The sequence below is a fragment of the Candidatus Paracaedibacter acanthamoebae genome (assembly GCF_000742835.1).
In the GTDB taxonomy this organism is placed as follows: Bacteria; Pseudomonadota; Alphaproteobacteria; order Paracaedibacterales; family Paracaedibacteraceae; genus Paracaedibacter; species Paracaedibacter acanthamoebae.
This window is the reverse complement of record NZ_CP008941.1, coordinates 769,657-786,497: the sequence shown is the minus strand read 5'-3', so window position 1 is coordinate 786,497 and position 16,841 is coordinate 769,657. Positions and strand designations below refer to the sequence as shown.

The window sequence follows — 16,841 nt, the reverse complement described above, 5'->3', positions numbered from 1 at the left end:
CAATAGATTCTGTAAGTTAATTTGAGAAAGCTCAGCCACCAATTTGCTGACAACTTAATATAAAAAAACCTGTTTCGCAACAAGCGACTTTTGCTTTACATCACTGTAGCAAAGGTCTGAGTGTCGAAACAGGCTTTAGTTTGATGATTAGATTTCTACGGCAAGAGCAACGGCTTCACCGCCCCCTATGCATAAGCTCGCGATTCCTTTCTTCTTGCCTTCGGTATGTAAAGCATGAATCAGTGTCACAACCAGACGGGCACCGCTCGCGCCAATAGGATGGCCTAAGGCACAGGCTCCTCCATAAATATTAACCTTTTCATGAGGAATTTTAAGATCTTTCATAGTGGCCATGGTCACAACGGCAAAGGCTTCATTGATTTCAAAAAAATCAACGTCCTCAATGGACCAGCCAATTTGCTCACATAGCTTTTGAATGGCACCCACCGGCGCGGTTGTAAACCATTCAGGTTCTTGGGCGAATGTGGCGTGCCCTTTGACGGTGGCTAGAATTTTATGACCAGATTTTTCTGCATGTTCTTTTTCCATTAACACAACGGCAGCGGCACCATCCGAAATAGAGGAAGAGTTTGCTGCTGTAACCGTTCCATCTTTTTTAAAGGCTGGCTTTAATTGAGGGATTTTATCGGGGTTTACTTTGCTTGGCGTTTCATCCTCACTAATAACAATATCGCCTTTGCGGCTGCTGATCGTTACAGAGGATATTTCACCGTTGAAGACGCCGCTTTGAATGGCCTTAATTGCTCGTAACGATGATTCTTTAGCAAAGGCGTCTTGCTCTTCACGGGTAAAGCCATACTTGTCGGCAGTGGCTTCGGCAAAGAGACCCATCACGCCCCCTTCGGTATAAGCATCCTCTAAACCATCCAAGAACATATGATCAAAAATTTTGCCATGTCCTAAACGATAGCCACCCCGTGCTTTTGACAATAGGTAGGGGGCATTTGTCATACTTTCCATACCACCGGCAACGATCGTTTTTGTCTGGCCAATGCGGATTTGATCAACGCCGAGCATAATGGCTTTCATTCCCGAACCGCAAACTTTGTTAATGGTTGCACAAGGGGTATTTTTTGTGATCCCGGCTTGTAAAGCTGCTTGTCGGGCGGGTGCTTGTCCAAGGCCGGCAGGAAGCACACATCCCATGTAAACTTCATCGATTGTATCAGCTGAAAGCTTAATAGCGTTAAGCGCACCTTGAATGGCAGCTGAACCGAGCGCTGTTGTTTTTACATCATTAAATACACCTTGAAAGGCTCCGATTGGTGTGCGTTGGGCTGACACGATGACGACTTCACGAACTGACATAATTCCCCTCTGTTACTTAGTCTAAAATTATATTATACAACCAACTTTAGCAAAAAATTAGCAAATAAAAAGTTAATTTAGCTGGAGTCTTATGAGGTTAGGTATCTTAAAAAGGTAATAATATTCTTAAGCTGAGGGAGACTGAGCGCTTTGACGCTCCCACATGGTTGTATAAATACCACTAAGGGTTAACAAATCCTTATGAGACCCTCGTTCAACAATCTGTCCATTCTCTAGGACCAAAATCTCATGGGCCTGAATGACAGTGGAAAGGCGATGGGCAATAATCAAAGTGGTATGATTTTTAGACAACCGTTCAAGGCTTTTTTGAATTTCTCTCTCTGTTCGAGTATCCAAGGCCGAGGTTGCTTCATCAAACAAAAATATTTTTGGTTGCTTCAGAAGAGTGCGCGCGATGGCAACCCGTTGTTTTTCACCGCCTGATAATTTGAGGCCCCGTTCACCGACCATTGATTTATAGCCATCTGGTAAGGACAAAATAAAGTCATGAATTTGGGCGGCCTGGGCAGCTTCAATAATTTCTTCTTCACTGGCGCTGGGGCGACCATAGGCAATGTTATAGCGAATGGTGTCATTGAATAAAACGGTATCTTGAGGAACTATACCGATTAGCTGGCGCAAAGAATCCTGCATAACCGTTTTAATATCCTGTCCATCAATCAGGATTGCTCCCGCTGTTGTGTCATAAAACCTAAACAATAACCGGCTTATTGTGGATTTTCCTGCTCCACTTGAACCAACGATAGCAACAGTTTTGCCGGCTGGAACTTCAAAACTAATATTATTTAAAATAGAGCGGCGGTCATCATAATGGAAAGAAACATTCTGAAAGACGATGCTTCCCTCTTGGCAGTTAGCGGCTGGCGCATTCGGCATATCCTTAACTTCTTGAGGGATATCTAACAGGTTAAACATATGTTCCATGTTGACAAGGGCGATTTTGATTTCGCGGTAAGCAAAACCTAAAAAGTTTAGCGGTATATAGATTTGAATAACAAAGGCATTAAGAGCGACAAAATCCCCAACCGTTAAGCTGCCGTCTTTAACTTTAAATCCAGCCATGAGCATGATAATAACCAAACCAATGGTAATCACAAACGCTTGGACAGAGTTTAGAAGGGATAACCCCAACCGATTTTTAACAGCCGCGATTTTATAGCGCTCTAAGGCACGGCCAAAACGATAGGCTTCATGGTCTTCATTATTGAAATATTTAACTGTTTCGTAATTAAGAAGGCTGTCAACAGCCTTTGTCGTGGCTTCGTTATCAGTCTCATTCATGGTTCTGACATAACTTATACGCCATTCGGTGATCATCAGAGTAAAAATGATATAAGCGCCAAGAGTCAAGATAATGACGCTAGCAAAGCTGATACCATACATGTACGCAAATAAGATGGCAACCAGCAGAATTTCAAGAATTGTGGGGATAATATTGAAAGTTAAAAATGTCAATAAAGTTTCAATCGCTTTGGTGCCGCGTTCAATAACGCGACTTAAGCCCCCCGTTTGTCGTTCTAAGTGAAACCGCAAGGACAGAGCATGAATATGCTTGAAAACAATGAGAGCAATCTCTCGAATGGCAGCTTGGGTCACTTCTGCAAAAACTGCGTCGCGAATTTCTCCAAAGAGTTGCGATATTAGACGAGCCGACCCATAAGCTAAAATGATAAAGATAGGAACAACAGTGACAGCCCCGAGCTCAGGTGAGAGAGCATTAACCGCAGCTTTATAGAGCAAGGGCACATAGAGCAGCAAGACTTTACTAGCGATCAGAAGGACTAAGGCAATGCCAAATCTTACTTTAACAGAAGCGTTCGTTGCCCATAGATGCGGCCACAGCCGCGTCATATAGCTGAAATTAAATTTGTTATCTGAGGGGGGTATCGGTGTTCCTGCCATAATAAGGTATTGTTACAGAAACCCGAAGAAGGGGCAAGGGAAATGATAACCTATCTATTTTGAGCTCTTAAAAAAGGGAGCTTAAGTCACACAGAAGGTTTTTGCGCTAACTCTAAATCCTCACCATGCTTCTGCGGAATTTTATTCTCTAGTGCCTCGATGATCTCCCAAAACCTATCAACTACTTCGTCAGGAAAGAGACCGAGGTTAGGATCAAATTGTTCCCCAGCAGCCCGAAGGAAATCCTGAATCTGATTGTGATAAGCGCTGGCTTCTTCTAAGGTTAGCAGTTCCTGCGCATACATTCTTCCTAACAAGTCCGGTTCCCAATCCGCTTCTTCAGCATTGGCAGAGAAGAAAGTGAGAAGGCTCCAAAGTAAGATAAATTTCTTCAAATTTTTTACTCATTTATAAATAATTTTAAATGAAATATACCAAAATTGGAATGGTTTGGCGATATTTTATTTAAAAGATGATGGGTAATTAGCCTTTTATCTTTTAAACGCGCCGGATGGTTTTTCAGACTTTTAACTTTGGCAGTTAATGACTTATTTATCCTAAAATTTTTCTCATTTTTAAAAAGATAGGCGATTATCAAAAAAAATAAGGAAGGTTATCTATGCCTCTTGAACAATAAATAAACAGTTACCATTTAAGAAAGGATAAATATATAACGAGTAATAAAATGAAATTTATAAATAAAGTTTTGATAATTAATTCTTTAATTGGACCGATGCATGCTACTGCGTTGGAGGATCATAATCTTGGGAATTATAGCTTAAAAAAGCTTAGTACAAGCCGTGAAAACAATTTCGTACCCCCCGAGTTTAGAACAGAAGAAGAAACTACATCATTAATTCACGCTTTGGTTCAGTCTGAAAAAGAATTCTGGGAAAACTCAACGCAGGAACTGTTAGCATCGAATAAAAGATTGGCGATTATTGTTAGTATTTTAGACAAGCCTGAAAATCGGTCCGATCTGTCGCTCCGCCTTAGTCTCTTTGGCTCCGAGGATAAAAAACCTGAATGTGATGCTTATACAGCTTATAAAAACTTAGCGCAAACTATCAAAATATTGGCAAACCTAGAGAAAAGTATAACTGATGGCTGGGCAAAATCAAACTCCTTAGAAGAAATATTGCTCTCTTTAGTCGCTACAGTAAAAAAAGAAGCTAAAGACCATCAATTTTTGCGTCAATTATATACACATAGTACTAATCCAAGAATTAATAAAGAATTGAAGAACAACCGCTATCAAATTCAAGACTATAAGAATCTCGAGGTGGTTACTTCTGGTTTTGCTGGTATACTCATTAAGATTTTGCAAGATCATATCAAGGCGATAAATAGTAAGAAAGCAGCTTTACAAAAAAAGAATGAAAATGTTATTTCTCCCAAAAAACAACGAGCAAAAAAGAAGTCAGTCTCCCCCCTTGCTTCTCAGTATGAGAAAATTTCTCAGCAAGACATCGATGCTTTAACAGTTTATACACCTGAATCGGAGGGAAGAGAAGAGCTGTTTGATCTGATTTTAGAGCCTCAAGATGATGCAGCTGATACTATTGCTTTCCCCACTGTTGAAGATGTTAAGAAAGGGGATGGCAAGCTTCAATGTAGTGAGATTCACGAGGGAGAAGAGGAAGGTACTGAAAAGGCGAGCGAAGATAATGTTGATGAAAAGTACGACCTAGAGCCATGGAAAAAGTATCAAAATAAATCAGCAAAATTAACTGTTGAAGTTTTATGTCCAACGGTTGATGGTCCCCAACCTCAATTAGCAATACTGTCGAGATTAAAGGATAAACATTGGACGACTATAAGAAATCTGCTTCAGCTTAACCTTCACACTCGTCAAGAACAAGTTTCTATGGAAAGTTTTATTAAGGTTATAAAGAAGATGAAGGGAAGTGTTATAAGGGGAAGTAAAAATGTTCACTTTGCTATTCCCAATATTTTTAGTGGTAAAATGGTTGCTGTTCCCATGCATACCTTACATGGCGATAGGGCAACAATATTGCCGAAAAATACGTATTATTGGGAAAGAGCTTATCTTCTTTTGGAACGGGCTGGTTTCCTTAAGTATCTAGAGCACAGCAAAAAATAAATGAAATTCTTGTTAGGCTGATAGATTTATCAGCCTAACACCTAAATTTAAGACTGTGGCTACTTAGCTTTCTTATCAGATTAATTTTTAGCGACTAATTCATCAACCAAGTTCCAAAAAGCATCAATTTCCGCAGACGTGAATGTTGAGGTACCCTTATAAGCTTTTTCGTTACATAAGTCGGTAAAATTTTTAATTTTGTTTTGATAATCATTATATTCTTGTGGCGTAATCTGTCCCTGCTGGGCTAGGTCGCTTAAAATATCTGTTTGGTTGGCTTGACCATGGGAGAAAAATACAAAGTTAGCACACAATAAAAGAAGTTTTTTCAATTTTCATACTCATTTATTATTAATTTTAACGGAAGTATAGCAAAAATAGAATAGATTGGCGAGATTTTATTTTAATTAAGAATAAAAAGGTAAAATAATATGATAAGCTTTTGAATTGTTGCATTTTTGAGGTTTGCTGCCATAATAAGGGAAAATTTAAAGGAAAAAGAATGACTCAGTTTGGATTTATTGCGGTTCTAGGGGAACCTAATGCTGGAAAATCAACCTTAATTAATCAGCTTGTTGGCCAAAAAGTATCAATTGTTTCACCCAAGGTTCAGACAACGCGTCAACGGATTTTAGGGATTGCAATGGCCGGTGATGCTCAGCTTGTCTTAATTGACACCCCAGGTATTTTTGCCCCGAAGAAGCGTTTAGATCGGGCCATGGTGGCATCCGCTTGGGACGCTGGTCGCGATGCAGACCAAACAATCCTTATTGTTGATGCTAGCCAAAAAATTCAATCCCGCAGCCAAGAAATCCTTAAAGGTCTAGAGGGGTGTAAGGTCATTCTGGTTTTAAATAAAGTGGATGCGGTCGATAAAGCGCGTTTGCTCAAGTTGGCAGAAACTTATCACCAATACGAGCAAGTTACTGAAATATTTATGATCTCTGCCCTAACGGGAGATGGTGTTCCTGACTTAATGGCCTATCTCGTATCCAAAGCGCCCGCTGGACCTTGGATGTTTCCGGAAGATGATATTACTGACATGCCGCAACGATTATGGGCATCAGAAATCACTCGTGAGCAATTGTATCACCAATTGCATCAAGAACTTCCTTATGAAACCTTCGTAGAAACAGAAGCATGGGAAGAATTTGATAATGGCAGTGTTAAGATTAATCAGGTTATTTATGTGAACCGCGATGGCCAAAAGTCTATTATTCTGGGGAAGCGGGGGGCAAAAATTAAAGAGATTAGTCAGGCAGCCCGTGAAGAGCTATCACAGCTGTTAGGACGTCAAGTCCACCTTTATTTATACGTCAAGGTGGCTGAAAATTGGTCAGAAAAATCATCTTTCTATCGCAATATCGGCCTTGATTTTAACGCATGAAATGGCAAGAGGACGGGGTAATCTTAAGTTTGCGGCAGCATGGGGAAAACTCTGCTGTTGTCTCTCTTTTAACCCGCAGCCATGGCCGTCATGCCGGTATTATCAGAATATCCTCCCGTAATCGACCAATATTGCAACCCGGCAATACCGTACAGGCTCAATGGTCGGCACGATTATCCGAACATTTAGGGGCATTTCAATTAGAGCTTGTTCATTCACCCCTTGCCCGGATCATGCCAGATTCGCTGCGGTTGACGGCTATGGTATCACTGTTGACCATTTTGGATCGCTTGTTGGCAGAACGGCATCCTTATTCGTTAATTTATGATATGGTAGTGAATTTGATGCAAAAACTGGCAGATCCGGGCTCAGGCTGGTTAAAGGATTATGCAATATTTGAGTTGCGGTTATTGGAAGCTTTAGGTTACGGTCTGGATTTATCGCAGTGTGCAGCCACGGGGAGACAAGATGATTTAACTTATGTTTCCCCTAAATCTGGCTGTGCTGTCAGTCGAGAGGCGGGCTTGCCTTACGCCAATAAATTATTTGAAATTCCGAAGTTTATTATATCTGGCGATGAAGGAATAGCGGAGGCGGACGATATCGCTAAATCTTTGAAGATGAGTGGTTATTTTTTAGCTAAATATTTTTTCAATAGCATCTTACCTGATCACCGCCAGCGCTTAACTCAGCTATTAGATCTGTCTGATTGAAATTTTTGGTTTTTCCTTTCTTATATTTTAAGCTTTACAAATAATCTTGCTCTTTTAATAGAGGTAAAATATCCTAAAATTTTGGTAAAAAGTAATTTAGAGTAGCTCTAAGTAAGGATAAGCTATTTAAGGGGGGAATAAACATGCTAATGCATATCAACTACTTTACAAAAATACAGATTATGATTGTAATGATTCTGAGCGGCGCCATAGAGGCTAATGCTTGCGAAGCCGGGAGTGTAGCTTCGAATTCACCGTCACCACCTTCAGCAGCAATTTCAAATATGTTGCGGGTAAAGGTGGATGATAAACGCGTTCTTAATGATCCATTTAATTACATAACTGTCTTTGAAGTTAAAAAAACAGAAGTATTAGAATTTCCGCAGCAAGAGGATGCCAATTTTGACAAAGGTTATGGTCGTAAAGCTTTATCTTTCCGGATATGTTATGATCCTCAACAGAAAGTTGGACCCACAGAAGAAATTGTAACATTTGGTGACGAGGCAATGTTCGATCAATTGCTTTGCGATTTACACAATAGGGTACCTGAGGATGTAGCAAATGAAAGAAGTCCTCAGAAAAAAAGAAGATTATCCTATGATTTTTCTAACATCGATTATTATGAAGCAGTAATAGGGACCGTAGAGCGACTTACAGAAAATGAAGGGCAAATCCCGGCTCCCCTCATTAATTTATTAATAGAGAGTGGAATTGATAAAGAGAAATTCGTTGCGGGATTTTCCGATAGCATTAAACATACAGAAAAAGAGTTAAAGCGTAAACGAGAAGAAGAGGAAGAATCGGATACAGAAATAAGCTATAAGTTTGGCAATTATATCTCCTATCTGGCTGGTTTAGGAGATTTTAGTTCTCGGTGTGAGGTCCTGGTCAATGGCGATGAAGGTGTTTTCACCATGGAGCTTACGTTGCAAACCCTTGATGAAAGAGTTGACGCATCTCCTCTCCCTAAGTCAGTGCTCGCCTTTCATAAAAAATTAAAGAACTGGGCAATTGGAAAAGTATTTACTTTATTTAATAAAAAATTTCAGTTAATGAGAAAGAAAGGAGAAACACATTCAGGTATGTTTAACTAATGTGATAATTAATAAAGGGCTGATAATATATGTTTTTCAGCAATGACGATCAGCCTTTTATTGTTCAAATGCTAAAGTTTATTACAGTTTAGTCCAAACTTTGGCAGGGGGAGCAGGCGGAGTGGCATTATCCTCAGGGTAGAAAGTGGTTGTTTTGCCATTGGGACAAGTAATTGTGCGGGATGTTTCACTTAAAGTAAATATTTGCTCGCCAAATATACCAGTGGTCTCTTCGTTGGTTTGTTTAAAAGTAGATGTCTGTTTGTTTCCATCTGTATTCTTTATTGTAAAAGTTTGGTCCTGCTTATTATAGGTTGCTGTTTTATTCTCGCAGCCTGTATCATCATTACAATCATTCTCATCAAAAGATGTTATAGTTTGATCTCCCGAATATACCGTAAAATCATAACAGGAAGATAAAAAAGGGATTGTTACAATCAAAGAAACTAAAATTTTTTTCATTCTTATCCTCTTTTTAATTAGGGGAACAGTTATGATGGGAAGCAGCCTTATTTATACTGTCATCCAACTCTAAATTATAGCTATCGGTACAGCCCTGTAAGCAAATACTTAAGCCACTCATTGCGACAAAAAATAATATTTTTCTCAACTTTCTTTCCATTTTTTTCTCCTTATCGTTACTTAAAATAATGCTCTTAAATTTTGACTCGAATGCCAGCCATACCTGTATGGTTTTGTACTTCTTTGGCAAAACTGGTGCCATAGGATAAGGAGAGATCAATGTCATCCTTTCGGACAATAATTCCTATCCCCACATCAGCAGTATTTTTGGCTTGGCGCTGTCCTAAAGAGGTTGTAATGAAATTACTGCCAATAAACTGCATATTGCCGGTTTTTTGCTTGTTCCTATAATTGTGTTTCCACAAAGCTTGGATATAGAGCTTTACTGGGGTTTGGGCTTTATTGTCGAGTCCCAGAAAGTGACTCCATCTTACACCCAATTCTGAGCGAACAGAGTTAGATTCTTTTGCCTTAGTGGTACGGGTGAGCATCGATCCTAATTCGTGGATTGTCGGGACCCATGTATGGCCATAACTTAAAGCAATTAACGGTTCTAGAATATTCTTGCCCGGAAGTCGATGAGAATAACTTCCCCTTACATAGGCGCTAAAAGAATTGGTCGTAAAATGCTTCTTAGTAAAATTTCCAAGCTTATTATGGCCATGAATATAAGACGCCGTTCCGAAAACCATAAAATTATTAAGACCATATCCACCATATAATCCGAGTTGGCTGGTTCTATTGCGGCCAATACTGACTCTTGCTACTTCTGGCCATATAAGCAAAAGATACTCCAATGGGAAGGCGGGTCGTGGTGGAATCGATACCTATTTGGAATCCTTTTGATTGCGCTTTGTAGTCTAGATGACTTAATTTATTCCAGAAGTGGTTATAAATTCCGGTCATCCACACCCGTATTCCTTTATGGGGTAAAGTAAATTGTGAAGTTGGTAACTGTCCTTCATTAATGACTTTTAGTCAGGTCTGTTTGACGTTCTTTAAGGCCTGGCAGAGCTAACAGGGGAGTGTATTTGTAAGACGTCATATCATGGTTCGCTCCTACAAAGCGATGCAGGGTCTTTGCAATTGTGGGAGCCGTGCTATAATCCAAGGTCCGGGATGTTTCAGAAGGGCGGCAAGACACTGGAGAGCAACAAGATGTTAAGGGGATATTGTCTATGATATTTCGATTAAAAATCGTATCAGAGGTTGTGATTGTTTGATCGATGACGGTTTGCGTAACAGAGGGGCGGTTGTAGTTGATAATAGTGGCTCGTATATATCCATTTATATCAGCAACATAACTTGTTATCAGAGTGGCGTCGGAATAATTTTGAAGGATAACTCGTAGTGGCCCTTCGTTTCCTACCTTTCCTCGGACTAACTCATATGTCCCATTAGGGGGTGGGGTTCCCACCACATTCATAATAATTGAAGAGCCTTCAGCGAAGAAGGTTACCCCTTGTCCCTGAAAGGTTATTAATTGTACCAACACTATAGCTGACAATGTCAAAAACAAGAGAGGAGCCAGCTAAAAAGTCTAAGTTCGCTCCATTCGTAAGGGTCACACCAGGCCTTATTCTTACGCCGTCATAAGCGTCCGGATACTCAGCATCAGCAACAATATTAGTATTCGCTGAATAAATATCGAGTGCAGCCTGTACAGGAGTGCTCAGAAGTAAGAGTGTTGCAATAAATTTAAGAGCGGTGGTTTTCTTGTAGGGGGTTGGTGTTTTAGATTGCTTCATCTCAGTCCTTCTCCTGACAACAAATTTTAAAATTATTTTATACGGGGTGTTTGGTATAAGTTTTCTCTACTGCTCAAATTTAGTCAAATTTAATTAAATTTATTAATATGGATGAAGAAGGTTTTTTTTAAGGGATTGTATTCTAGCTTGAAAATTAAATAATTTTAGTAAAACATTAATATATAAGTGATACGGTAAAGATAGAATGTAATGCCAAAAGGTAGTAGACAATGACAAATCCATGCCCCATTTGTAACTTTAAGTTACACAGACACGATGAAATTAAAGAAAACAATATCATCGATGTTCACTGCCATGATTGCGGTGAATACAAAATGGACCAAGAGTTAGCCCCCCATTTTCGTCGAAAATTTTTAAGTTTTGACATGTCTAGCGTGGGTGGGAGGGAGTTATATGACTATAATATACGTATGATTCGCCGTTTTCTAGCTCGCCATCATCGCGATGTTATGACGGAAAATATGATTAATCAAATTGTTGGGCTCTATCGTCCGCGCCAGTAATTACCTTTAAGATCTTAAATTATGAGCCAAGTAGAAAAAACTCTGCTTGGTTTTTTTTTGTGTTGATTTATTTATAATTCACGTCTTTTTTTCCGACCGCAGCTAAGCGAAGAGCCGGGAACTCGAAATGACAAACGATACCCGGTAGGAGCTCGAGTTTCCGGGCTGTCCTTCTGTTGCTTGGAAAGAGCCTCTTTTCCCGGCTCTTCGGCCGGGAAAAGAAGGAGATAAGAACGACTGAAAAAAGAGGGTTTTCTGAGCCAGGAAAATAATTAAGAAAGCTTCTTTTTAATCAGGTCATTAACCATGCCAGGGTTAGCTTTACCTTGGGTGGCTTTCATCACTTGACCGACAAAGAATCCAAATAAAGTTTCTTTTCCAGCTTTATAATCAGCAACTTTATCGGCATGCTGAGTCAAAATTTCATCAACAGCTTGTTCAATCACTGAGGCATCGGTGATTTGCTTGAGACCGAGTTCTTCGACCAGGGCTGCGGGAGCTTTGCCAGATTCCCACATTTTAAGGAAAACGTCCTTAGCAATCTTTCCTGAAATGGTATTATCAAGAATTAGGTCAATCATACCTGCCAGGTTTTTAGCTTCTAACGGCATTGTTTCGACCGTCTTGTTGTCTCGATTCATGGCAGCAAAAACGTCACCCATCAACCAATTAGCAATTTGTTTGGCCCCTTGCACTTTATCTTTAGCAGTGAGGGCGGCGACAGCCCTTTCATAATAATCTGCGGTTTCGCGTTCAGAAACAATCACAGTTGCATCATAAAGTGGTAAGCCAAACTCAGCCATGAGGCGTTGACGTTTAGCATCGGGGAGTTCTGGCATGGTGGCATGAATCGCATTGATTCTTTCATCTGTTAAGCGCAGGGGCAACAGATCAGGATCGGGGAAATAACGATAATCATGGGCGTCTTCCTTACTGCGCATGGATCGAGTTTCTCCTTTGCCAGGATCAAATAAACGCGTTTCTTGCACAATTTCGCCACCATCTTCGAGGATGTCGAGCTGCCGCGCAATTTCAAATTCGATGGCTTGGCCTAAGAACCGAATTGAGTTGACGTTCTTAATTTCGGCTCGGGTGCCAAAGGGTTGGCCGGGACGGCGTAAGGAAATATTAGCGTCAACCCGCATGCTGCCTTGTTCCATATTCCCATCACAAGTTCCCATATAGCGTAAAATAGAGCGCAGCTTTTTTACATAGGCCATGGCTTGAGCGCTAGATCGCATTTCTGGTTCTGACACGATTTCCATCAGGGCAATACCGCTGCGGTTTAAGTCAATATAGGTTTTTGTAGGATGCAAGTCGTGAATGCTTTTACCGGCATCCATCTCTAAGTGCAATCGAGTAATATTGATGCGTTTAGATTCACCATCCTCTAAATCGATATCCAAATACCCGCCACTGACAATGGGACGTGTAAATTGGGAAATCTGATAACCGCACGGTAAGTCAGCATAGAAATAATTTTTACGATCAAAAACTGAAAACTTATTAATAACGGCATTTAATCCAAGTCCAGTTTTAATTGCTTGATCCACGCAAAGATGATTGATAACCGGCAGCATTCCCGGCATCGCCGCTGTAAAGAAACCAACTTGAGTATTAGGGTCCGCCCCAAAATCCGTGGAGCATCCATCAAAAAGTTTCGCCTTAGAGTTTACTTGAGCGTGGACTTCAAGACCGATGACAACTTCCCATAGCCCTGTGCGCCCTTGAATGAGGTTTTTATTTTCTGACATGTTAAGCTGCCTTTCTTAGATCTTTAACCAAACTGGAAAACCCTGCGCATTCCTCCAGCGCCAACGCTGCATTTAGCAGGCGTTGCTCACTCAAGCGCGGACCAATCAGCTGCAGGCTGAGGGGCAATCCCTGTTGATCCAATCCCGACGGAATCGCAATTCCAGGAAGGTTGGCAAGATTGACAGTCACAGTATAAATATCCTGTAAGTACATGTGAACAGGATCAGTTGGTTTTTCATCCAGTGCAAAAGCTGACCCGGGGGTAGTGGGGGTTAGCAATAAATCGACTTCTTTAAAGACGCGCTCAAAATCTTTTTGAATGAGAGTGCGGACACGCTGTGCTTTTAGGTAGTAAGCGTCATAGTATCCTGCCGAGAGGACGTATGTTCCAATCATAATACGACGTCGGACTTCCATACCAAATCCTTCGCGACGGGTATTTTCATAGAGTTCATCTAATGTTGATCCTTCAACCCGCAGACCATAACGCACACCATCATAACGGGCAAGGTTAGAGGAAGCTTCTGCTGGCGAGATTACGTAATAAGCCGGCAGAGCATAGGAGGTCATGGGCAGCGAAACTTCATGAATGGTTGCTCCTTGGGACTTTGCCCATTCAATTCCCTTATTAACCTCAGCGAGCATTTCGTCACCCAGCCCCTCGATATATTCTTTTGGAACACCAATTTTAAGACCTTTAAGATCGCTTTTGAGAAGGCTAGAAAAGTTTGGAATTTCAACATTTAAGGAGGTTGAATCCAGGGGATCATGACCAGCCATGACTTCAAGCATTAAAGCTGCATCTTTTACTGTATGGGTGAGGGGGCCGGCTTGATCTAAAGAGGATGCATAAGCAATCATGCCACGACGAGAACATAATCCATACGTGGGCTTTATGCCGACAAGGCCTGTAAAGGCTGCCGGTTGGCGAATCGATCCACCGGTGTCAGAGGCGGTGGCTGCCAAAGCCAAGCGTCCGGCCACGGCCGCTGCTGATCCTCCGGAAGAGCCCCCCGGACAGAGTTCTTTTTCCGGGCGATCTTTTTCTTTCCATGGACTGATAACATTACCATAATAACTGGTTGTGTTGGATGATCCCATGGCAAATTCGTCCATGGCAACTTTTCCTAACATAACAGCGCCTTCGTTCCACAAGTTTTGCGTAACCGTTGATTCGTATTGAGGCACAAAATTGTGCAACATTTTGGAGGAAGCCGTGGTCTTGACACCCTTGGTGCAATATAGATCTTTAATTGCAAGGGGAAGGCCTTCCAATTTACCGGCATTCCCTGCCGCCAAGCGGGCATCAGACGCTTTGGCTTGTTCTAAAGCAAGCTCTGGCGTTTCTGTCACATAAGCATTGAGATGACGATTTTGTTCCATCGCTTCAATAAAGGCTTGTGTTAACTCAAGGGCGGAAAACTCTTTGCGAGCAAGACCATCTTTCGCTTCTGTCAGCGTTAATTCTGTAAGATTTGTTTTTGTCATCATTCAACCTATTCAACAACTTTTGGAACGGCAAACATACCGTGGGTTTTTTCAGGCGCGTTAGCCAAAATGGCGTCAACGATATTGCCATCGTCAACAATATCGGGGCGTTCTGGAAGATGTTGCTCTTGTTGTTCAGAGAAAATATCAACACCATCGGTGTTAACTTGCTGGAGGTGGTCAATCCAATTCAGGATACCGTTAATTTCTACTTTCATAGCATCTAGCTCTGCCTCTTCAAGTCGGATCCGAGCTAACTTTGCGACTTTCGCCACATTTTCTCTGGTTAATGACATATACTTCTCTTCTATTCACTTATTTATAATAGTGTACACCATGTGGGTGCATGATCTGATGCTTTTTCCAATCCTCGAGGATCTCGGTCCACACCAGATCCTGCTAAGCGATCAACCGCTTGTGGGGAAAGTAAAAGCAAATCAATCCGCAAGCCATCATCTTTTTGCCAGGAACCGCTGCGGTAATCCCACCAGGTATAGGGTCCCTTGCCTTGATGATGAATACGGATAGCATCACTATACCCAAGATTAAGGATGGCTCGCAAGGATTTCCTCTCGGGTGTGGAGCATAGAATTTTTTCGTGCCAACCAGCGGGATCGTTTACATCATCATCTGTAGGGGCGATATTATAGTCACCCCCGATGATAAAAGCTTCTTCATACAAAAGTGTTGCCTTTAGATGATCGTGCAAATGGTCTAGGAATTTTAATTTATAGTGGTATTTTTCTGACCCGACAGTATTTCCATTGGGGACATAAACAGATGCAACTCTAACGCCATTGGTAACACCTTCGATATAGCGGGCTTGGTCGTCATCCGTAAAGGGAGGTAAGCCATTAATTACATCTTCAATTCGATATTTTGAAAGAATGGCAACACCGTTATAGCTTTTTTGCCCATGAACAGCGACATTATAGCCACAATCTTCGATGGCTTCTAAAGGAAAATCATGGTTTTGACATTTTGTTTCTTGCAGTAAAACTACATCAGGATGGTGGGTGCGCAACCAGTCGGCTATATTTTCGAGACGCGCACGAATTGAGTTGACATTCCAGGTGACGATCTTCATGAATCAGGTCCTTTACATGGTTAATGAGAGGGGCGTTAAGAACCTCATTCTGGCCGAAGCATCGCTGTACTTGTCCGGGATGAAGGAAAACCCCCCCTGTAAACACTATAATTTGACCCTATCAGAACTTAGAGTACCTGGAAAGAGGAGGGATCCTGGTTTGCCAGAATAAGTTTCGAGACAAAAAAGTCAAATTGTTGAATGATAAAATCATTCATAGCAAGTTGGGATTCATAAAAACAAGGCAAAATGCCTGCTTCCATGCAGTAAAGGATATCATCAGATGTTCGAATTAAATACTGTTTTATAATTGTACGTGTTATCATTTCTTGTTTGCTTTCTTAGCTTTTTTCTTTTTGATCGATTTGGATTTAGCTGTTGCTGTTGAGCTTGTTCCTTGTGATGGGGAGCTTTGTTGCTCAGGCAATAAGTCAGCGGGACAATAACCCGCCGAGATTAATTGCGGCTTGAAAAAGAATCCTAATGTTTTCTTAGAGAAGGTCTCATTTCCATGAGGTTGATGAACTTTAAAGAATCGTACATTTACTGATTTTAGGAGATCGGGAATAGCATAGGTGCATAAAACACTTTTATCATCTAAATCAACAAACTTTAACCCAAAGGGGGTTTGTTTCATTTTACTTCCGCCGACGTGTCGTAAAAATTCATTGAAATGTGTTCGGGGAACATTATGTCCTCTTAATCCAAACACAGCTTGAAAGAATTTCAAAGCATCACCGTTGAGGGTTTCATTTAAGTTAACTGGCGTGGATGGTTTAGTAAAATTTGTTTCATCCTGATTATGGTTGGAGGTGGTTGGAAAGTTCTGTGCTTGAGCCATGTCCAATAATCCACCCATTCTTCTTCTGGTTGTTTTAATTCTTCTAATTGTAGTGGATGTTTGCTTAGATTTTCTATGTCAGCTGGAGGGGTAAGAGGCATATCCTCCATTGAGGGGATGGAAACACGAGGGAGAGGCGCTATCACTGTGGCTGCTACAGGAATTCCTATATTCGTCATCGGCTGCTCAGAAATAGTTGATACCTCAAGAGGGGGCTGTTTAAGGGAAGAAAGAGTTCTAGGCTGTTTACTAAGCTTAGGTGCTTGTTTAAGCTGGGTCTTTTGTTCTAAAAGAATTGCTTGTTTTAAAGTATTATGTTTTTTCAA

21 protein-coding genes are annotated in these 16,841 nt (G+C 41.0%); 5 read left to right on the top strand and 16 right to left on the bottom strand.

What is annotated here, in order from left to right; all coding sequences use genetic code 11:
• Positions 1-147: 147 nt before the first annotated feature.
• From ID47_RS03590 to ID47_RS03580, 3 genes are all read right to left on the bottom strand, one after another.
• Entirely contained in the window at positions 148-1,329 is a 1,182-nt protein-coding gene (locus tag ID47_RS03590) for a thiolase family protein (protein ID WP_038463972.1), read from the bottom strand.
• A 126-nt stretch (positions 1,330-1,455) separates the two neighbouring features.
• Positions 1,456-3,252 carry an ABCB family ABC transporter ATP-binding protein/permease gene (locus ID47_RS03585; protein WP_038463970.1) on the bottom strand — a complete coding sequence of 599 codons (1,797 nt, stop codon included), beginning with the start codon at positions 3,250-3,252 and terminating at the stop codon, positions 1,456-1,458.
• Positions 3,253-3,338: 86 nt separating this feature from the next.
• A complete protein-coding gene (locus ID47_RS03580) occupies positions 3,339-3,647 on the bottom strand; it encodes a hypothetical protein (RefSeq protein WP_038463967.1) in 309 nt (102 codons plus the stop codon).
• Between the two features lie 290 nt (positions 3,648-3,937).
• On the opposite strand from ID47_RS03580, the gene ID47_RS03575 reads away from it, so the two are divergent.
• Positions 3,938-5,356 (top strand): hypothetical protein, encoded by a 1,419-nt coding sequence (locus tag ID47_RS03575; RefSeq protein WP_038463965.1) that lies wholly within the window; start codon positions 3,938-3,940, stop codon positions 5,354-5,356.
• Positions 5,357-5,436: 80 nt separating this feature from the next.
• On the opposite strand, the gene ID47_RS03570 is transcribed toward ID47_RS03575, so the two are convergent.
• On the bottom strand, positions 5,437-5,688 hold the full coding sequence (locus tag ID47_RS03570) for a hypothetical protein (RefSeq protein ID WP_038463961.1): 252 nt from the start codon (positions 5,686-5,688) through the stop codon (positions 5,437-5,439).
• Positions 5,689-5,858: 170 nt separating this feature from the next.
• Between ID47_RS03570 and era the strand changes: the two genes are divergently transcribed.
• The 3 genes from era (at position 5,859) to ID47_RS03555 (ending at position 8,550) form a co-directional block, all read left to right on the top strand.
• A complete protein-coding gene (gene era / locus ID47_RS03565; protein ID WP_038463956.1) occupies positions 5,859-6,743 on the top strand; it encodes a GTPase Era in 885 nt (294 codons plus the stop codon).
• Positions 6,740-7,456 (top strand): DNA repair protein RecO, encoded by a 717-nt coding sequence (recO, locus tag ID47_RS03560; protein WP_038463953.1) that lies wholly within the window; start codon positions 6,740-6,742, stop codon positions 7,454-7,456. The genes era and recO overlap by 4 nt, the downstream gene beginning before the upstream one ends.
• A gap of 143 nt (positions 7,457-7,599) precedes the next feature.
• Entirely contained in the window at positions 7,600-8,550 is a 951-nt protein-coding gene (locus ID47_RS03555; protein ID WP_038463950.1) for a hypothetical protein, read from the top strand.
• Positions 8,551-8,631: 81 nt separating this feature from the next.
• Here ID47_RS03555 and ID47_RS03550 read toward each other — a convergent pair whose 3' ends face one another.
• From ID47_RS03550 to ID47_RS03535, 5 genes are all read right to left on the bottom strand, one after another.
• Positions 8,632-9,012, bottom strand: a complete 381-nt coding sequence (locus tag ID47_RS03550) for a hypothetical protein (RefSeq protein WP_038463947.1) — start codon at positions 9,010-9,012, stop codon at positions 8,632-8,634.
• Positions 9,013-9,025: 13 nt separating this feature from the next.
• Positions 9,026-9,172 (bottom strand): hypothetical protein, encoded by a 147-nt coding sequence (locus tag ID47_RS12815; RefSeq protein WP_156956634.1) that lies wholly within the window; start codon positions 9,170-9,172, stop codon positions 9,026-9,028.
• A gap of 34 nt (positions 9,173-9,206) precedes the next feature.
• Complete coding sequence (locus ID47_RS03545; RefSeq protein WP_038463944.1) at positions 9,207-9,857, bottom strand: autotransporter outer membrane beta-barrel domain-containing protein; 651 nt, start codon at positions 9,855-9,857, stop codon at positions 9,207-9,209.
• Between the two features lie 179 nt (positions 9,858-10,036).
• The gene (locus tag ID47_RS03540; protein ID WP_038463941.1) at positions 10,037-10,498 is read right to left on the bottom strand and encodes a hypothetical protein; all 462 of its coding nucleotides are present in this window, start codon (positions 10,496-10,498) and stop codon (positions 10,037-10,039) included.
• A 16-nt stretch (positions 10,499-10,514) separates the two neighbouring features.
• On the bottom strand, positions 10,515-10,820 hold the full coding sequence (locus ID47_RS03535; RefSeq protein WP_038463939.1) for a hypothetical protein: 306 nt from the start codon (positions 10,818-10,820) through the stop codon (positions 10,515-10,517).
• 230 nt (positions 10,821-11,050) lie between these two features.
• Between ID47_RS03535 and ID47_RS03530 the strand changes: the two genes are divergently transcribed.
• Positions 11,051-11,344, top strand: coding sequence for a hypothetical protein (locus ID47_RS03530; RefSeq protein WP_038463936.1), 294 nt, complete (start codon positions 11,051-11,053; stop codon positions 11,342-11,344).
• A gap of 272 nt (positions 11,345-11,616) precedes the next feature.
• Here ID47_RS03530 and gatB read toward each other — a convergent pair whose 3' ends face one another.
• The 7 genes from gatB to ID47_RS03495 form a co-directional block, all read right to left on the bottom strand.
• Positions 11,617-13,098 carry an Asp-tRNA(Asn)/Glu-tRNA(Gln) amidotransferase subunit GatB gene (gene gatB / locus ID47_RS03525; RefSeq protein WP_038463933.1) on the bottom strand — a complete coding sequence of 494 codons (1,482 nt, stop codon included), beginning with the start codon at positions 13,096-13,098 and terminating at the stop codon, positions 11,617-11,619.
• A gap of 1 nt (position 13,099) precedes the next feature.
• Complete coding sequence (gatA, locus tag ID47_RS03520; protein WP_038463930.1) at positions 13,100-14,587, bottom strand: Asp-tRNA(Asn)/Glu-tRNA(Gln) amidotransferase subunit GatA; 1,488 nt, start codon at positions 14,585-14,587, stop codon at positions 13,100-13,102.
• Positions 14,588-14,595: 8 nt separating this feature from the next.
• Positions 14,596-14,883: an Asp-tRNA(Asn)/Glu-tRNA(Gln) amidotransferase subunit GatC gene (gatC, locus tag ID47_RS03515; protein WP_038463927.1), complete on the bottom strand. Its 288-nt coding sequence runs from the start codon at positions 14,881-14,883 to the stop codon at positions 14,596-14,598.
• A gap of 23 nt (positions 14,884-14,906) precedes the next feature.
• The gene (gene xth, locus ID47_RS03510) at positions 14,907-15,674 is read right to left on the bottom strand and encodes an exodeoxyribonuclease III (protein WP_038463925.1); all 768 of its coding nucleotides are present in this window, start codon (positions 15,672-15,674) and stop codon (positions 14,907-14,909) included.
• Positions 15,675-15,802: 128 nt separating this feature from the next.
• The gene (locus tag ID47_RS03505) at positions 15,803-16,000 is read right to left on the bottom strand and encodes a hypothetical protein (RefSeq protein WP_038463922.1); all 198 of its coding nucleotides are present in this window, start codon (positions 15,998-16,000) and stop codon (positions 15,803-15,805) included.
• Positions 15,997-16,533: a hypothetical protein gene (locus ID47_RS12805; protein ID WP_232223260.1), complete on the bottom strand. Its 537-nt coding sequence runs from the start codon at positions 16,531-16,533 to the stop codon at positions 15,997-15,999. The genes ID47_RS03505 and ID47_RS12805 overlap by 4 nt, the downstream gene beginning before the upstream one ends.
• Positions 16,428-16,841 (bottom strand): hypothetical protein, encoded by a 414-nt coding sequence (locus ID47_RS03495; protein WP_038463916.1) that lies wholly within the window; start codon positions 16,839-16,841, stop codon positions 16,428-16,430. Before ID47_RS03495 ends, ID47_RS12805 begins: the two co-directional genes overlap by 106 nt.

Coding starts and splice junctions, on each gene's coding strand:
- ID47_RS03590 (WP_038463972.1), bottom strand. CDS start 1,329: ATGTCAGTTCGTGAAGTCGTCATCGTGTCAGCCCAACGCACACCAATC.
- ID47_RS03585 (WP_038463970.1), bottom strand. CDS start 3,252: ATGGCAGGAACACCGATACCCCCCTCAGATAACAAATTTAATTTCAGC.
- ID47_RS03575 (WP_038463965.1), top strand. CDS start 3,938: ATGAAATTTATAAATAAAGTTTTGATAATTAATTCTTTAATTGGACCG.
- era (WP_038463956.1), top strand. CDS start 5,859: ATGACTCAGTTTGGATTTATTGCGGTTCTAGGGGAACCTAATGCTGGA.
- recO (WP_038463953.1), top strand. CDS start 6,740: ATGAAATGGCAAGAGGACGGGGTAATCTTAAGTTTGCGGCAGCATGGG.
- ID47_RS03555 (WP_038463950.1), top strand. CDS start 7,600: ATGCTAATGCATATCAACTACTTTACAAAAATACAGATTATGATTGTA.
- ID47_RS03550 (WP_038463947.1), bottom strand. CDS start 9,012: ATGAAAAAAATTTTAGTTTCTTTGATTGTAACAATCCCTTTTTTATCT.
- ID47_RS12815 (WP_156956634.1), bottom strand. CDS start 9,172: ATGGAAAGAAAGTTGAGAAAAATATTATTTTTTGTCGCAATGAGTGGC.
- ID47_RS03540 (WP_038463941.1), bottom strand. CDS start 10,498: ATGAATGTGGTGGGAACCCCACCCCCTAATGGGACATATGAGTTAGTC.
- ID47_RS03535 (WP_038463939.1), bottom strand. CDS start 10,820: ATGAAGCAATCTAAAACACCAACCCCCTACAAGAAAACCACCGCTCTT.
- ID47_RS03530 (WP_038463936.1), top strand. CDS start 11,051: ATGACAAATCCATGCCCCATTTGTAACTTTAAGTTACACAGACACGAT.
- gatB (WP_038463933.1), bottom strand. CDS start 13,098: ATGTCAGAAAATAAAAACCTCATTCAAGGGCGCACAGGGCTATGGGAA.
- gatA (WP_038463930.1), bottom strand. CDS start 14,587: ATGACAAAAACAAATCTTACAGAATTAACGCTGACAGAAGCGAAAGAT.
- gatC (WP_038463927.1), bottom strand. CDS start 14,883: ATGTCATTAACCAGAGAAAATGTGGCGAAAGTCGCAAAGTTAGCTCGG.
- xth (WP_038463925.1), bottom strand. CDS start 15,674: ATGAAGATCGTCACCTGGAATGTCAACTCAATTCGTGCGCGTCTCGAA.
- ID47_RS03505 (WP_038463922.1), bottom strand. CDS start 16,000: ATGATAACACGTACAATTATAAAACAGTATTTAATTCGAACATCTGAT.
- ID47_RS12805 (WP_232223260.1), bottom strand. CDS start 16,533: ATGGGTGGATTATTGGACATGGCTCAAGCACAGAACTTTCCAACCACC.